Genomic DNA, 3513 nt, shown 5'->3' with positions numbered 1-3513 from the left:
CCCTATAATTCCACAGTGGAGTTACCCACTACAGAAATTATAGAGCCTTTTTTTTGAAGTTTTTCATGAAAATTATTTTATACTTGTGTTATACTTATAAGGTGTTAAATCAGATTGAAGGTAAATAAATGAAAAAACTATCCATTGTTGTTCCTTGCTATAACGAACAAGAAACAATTTATCCGTTTTTAGAAGAAACTCAAAAAGTTGAGAGTAAAATGAAGGACCAATTGATTTTTGATTACATTTTTGTCAATGATGGTTCAAAGGATGAAACTTTAAAAGTGCTTCGAGATGTCGCTAATCACTTTGCAAATGTTCACTATTTGTCATTCTCACGTAATTTTGGGAAAGAAGCCGGTTTACTAGCTGGGCTTGAAGCTGCAGATGGTGATTTTATCACCGTTATGGACGCTGATTTGCAAGATCCACCTGAACTTTTGATTGATATGTATGAAAAAATCAAAGAGGGTTACGATGTTGTGGGAACACGTCGTGCTGATCGAAAAGGTGAACCAGTTATTCGTTCTTTCTTTTCAAAAATGTTTTATAAAATCATTAATGCTGTTTCTGATACAGAGATGGTTAACGGCGCACGTGATTTCCGATTAATGACTAGACAAGTTGTGGATAGTATCTTGAAACTTGGAGAAGTTAACCGCTTCTCAAAAGGAATCTTTTCTTGGGTTGGCTTTGATGTTACATATATCGCTTATGAAAATCGTGAGCGCGTGGCCGGTGAAACATCGTGGAGTTTTTGGAGCTTGTTAAAATACTCAATGGAAGGGTTCATCAATTTTTCTGAGGCGCCACTTGATTTATCTCTTTGGGCTGGAGCAGTATCGTTTATTGTATCAATCTTAGGAATTCTATTTATTATTATCCGTAAACTTACAATTGGTGGTAGTGTTTCTGGTTGGGCAAGTTTAATTTGTATTATTTTATTTATTGGTGGTATTCAACTACTTGCTCTTGGAATTATCGGAAAATATATTTCTAAGATTTTCCTTGAAACTAAAAAACGTCCTGTTTATATCATCAAAGAAAAGGGATAAAATTAAAATTTTATAAAAGTTTTTAGCTGTTTTTCCGAATGAATATAGTGTAAAACATTATATTAAAAAAGGAGAACAGCTTTTTGAATAAAATCAAATCAGCTTTATTGTCTACGGCCGTACTAAGCATGGCAATTCTTTCTAACTCTGTCATGGCAGATCAACAAAATGATGCACTGGTAACGAAAACACCATTCAATGCTGTAAGTAAAACATTTGAAGTGACCGCTCAGCAATCGCCTAACGGAAAAGCTATTAAAAGTATTGACGTTGCAGTTTGGTCAGAAGAAAATGGACAGGATGATCTTAAGTGGTACAATGTAACTGATATTAATGATGGTCAAGCAAAAGTTAAAGTTAATTTAGCGGATTATGGTAATCGTGCTGGGAATTATATTACTCATGTTTATACAACTTATTCCAATGGACGAGTTTCAGGTGTAGCATTAGATGCTGTAAAAATTAATCCAAAAGCTCCGCAAGTAAGTGTTCAAAATGGAAAAATTCAGTTGTCAACTGATATCAATGCTCCATCTAACGGAAAAATTACTTATGCTGTTTGGTCAGAAGAAAATGGTCAAGATGATTTAAGATGGTATGATGATTCAGGAAAAGGTGTGACGAGCGTCGACTTGAAAAATCATAAGGGGTATGGAAGATATTTTGTTCATACGTACTTAGCTCAAAATGGTAAAATGACTGCAATTAATGGTCAGGATACAATGATTGAAAAGCAAGAAGTTTCAAGCCAGATTAATCAGATTTCTGATAAGACTTATGAAGTTGTGGTTAGCAATGTTCCTGAGTACATTACTTCAATCACTGTACCAGTCTGGTCAAATGTCAATAGTCAAGATGTTTTAGAATGGTATCAGGCGGATAAAATTTCTGATGGTACTTACAAAGCTGTAGTTCAATTAACTAATCATGGATTTGATTTAGGAGACTACAGTGTTCACATTTATGGTCAGAATTCAATTACAAATAATTTTGATTGTTTGTCTGGAACCCCGGGTTTCCGAGTTGAACAGATTAGTAGCCTAGAAAATCCTGCAATTGGTATTAGTGAGGTTAATACAGAAAATGGTACATTTAAAGTAACTGCTACTGAAAAGGCAATGTCCAAACGAGTTAATGGTTTGCGAGTACAAGTTACTTCAAAATCAAATTCACAAAAATCAAAAATGTACGAAGCAAAGACAACGTCTTACGGTAAGGTTTCTCAGATAGTAGATTTGAAATCTATTAATAATCAAGCAGATACTTTTTCTGTGACTGCGACGGTGATTTACTCAGATAATTCGACAGCGACATTTAATCTTGCTGATCAGTCTTATAAACCTCAAGCAGCCCCATCTCCACGTATTACAACATACATTAATGAAACCAATACGTATCCGGTTGGACAATGTACTTGGGGTGTTAAGTCTTTAGCACCTTGGATTCCAAACTGGCTTGGTAATGCTGGTGGATGGGTAGTCAATGCGCGTGCGAAGGGATTTAGAGTAGGAACGACTCCAAGAGTAGGATCAATTGTTGTTTGGCCTCATGATGGTGGCGGATATGGACATGTTGCTTACGTCACTCATGTTTCAAGTAATACACGTATTCAAGTTAAAGAAGCAAACTATGCTGGAAAACAATATATTGGCAATTTCCGAGGCTGGTTCAATCCGCTTGATTCATTCTTGGGCGGAAATGTTTCATACATTTATCCAGATTAAAATGAATGGCAGTGGTAGTAATCACTGCCATTTCAATATTTTGAACACTTGAAGGTCTTTCAAAATCATGGTAAAATGATTATTAGGAAAGATAGAAAGAGGGGATTAATGTGAAAAAGAATATCCTTCGAAGCTGCCTAGTATCTCCACTTATTGTAGGAGCTTTTTTAAGTTCGGGGCACGTTTTCGCTGATGAAAATATCCCAACGCAAGCAACGACAGTCACTGAGAATGTTCAATCAACTGTAAATGAATCTGAGTCAGTTCAGCAAAATACTGATACGAATAATGGCGTTCAATTATCAGAGAATCAGTCAGTAGATCAAGAACAATCAGATTTTAATAATCAAGAAGCAGTATCTTCTGAGACTCAAGAAACTACAGAAGATAATAAATTAATCTCTCCTGTGATTTCACAAGAGACATCTGATAAAGCTATTAAAGATGAAAATATCACTACTTCAGAGTCTGAACAGCAAGAAACTAATAGTGATGTTGAAAATGTCTCTCCAGATGAGACGAAAAAATTAATTCTTACAGAGTCTGAACAGCAAGAAACTAATAGTGATGTTGAAAATGTCTCTCCAGATGAGACGAAAAAATTAATTCTTACAGACTCCAAAGTCTCTACATCGAATATTCAAGCACTTAGTCAGAAAGTTATTGATCAATTAGCTGATTCAAAAGTTGTTAAGAAAGAAACAACAAGCGCAGCCCTAACAGCAAAAGGATTT

Annotated in this window: 2 protein-coding genes and 1 pseudogene; all 3 read left to right on the top strand. The window is 35.2% G+C overall.

Annotated features, from left to right (window positions below):
- Window positions 1-128 precede the first annotated feature (128 nt).
- Window positions 129-1055 (top strand): glycosyltransferase family 2 protein, encoded by a 927-nt coding sequence (locus tag HMPREF0819_RS03370; protein ID WP_004232305.1) that lies wholly within the window; start codon window positions 129-131, stop codon window positions 1053-1055.
- Between the two features lie 83 nt (window positions 1056-1138).
- Window positions 1139-2779, top strand: coding sequence for a GBS Bsp-like repeat-containing protein (locus HMPREF0819_RS03365; RefSeq protein ID WP_044023301.1), 1641 nt, complete (start codon window positions 1139-1141; stop codon window positions 2777-2779).
- A gap of 110 nt (window positions 2780-2889) precedes the next feature.
- Window positions 2890-3513: pseudogene (locus HMPREF0819_RS09040) on the top strand (hypothetical protein); the annotation flags it as partial.

It is taken from the genome of Streptococcus equinus ATCC 9812, from assembly GCF_000187265.1.
Lineage (GTDB): Bacteria > Bacillota > Bacilli > Lactobacillales > Streptococcaceae > Streptococcus > Streptococcus equinus.
Note: the sequence above shows the minus strand (reverse complement) of the source record. Positions and strands in the feature narration are given on the sequence as shown.

What these genes read in the sequence shown, in the direction of transcription:
- HMPREF0819_RS03370 (WP_004232305.1), top strand. Translation starts at nt 129, where the DNA reads ATGAAAAAACTATCCATTGTTGTTCCTTGCTATAACGAACAAGAAACA.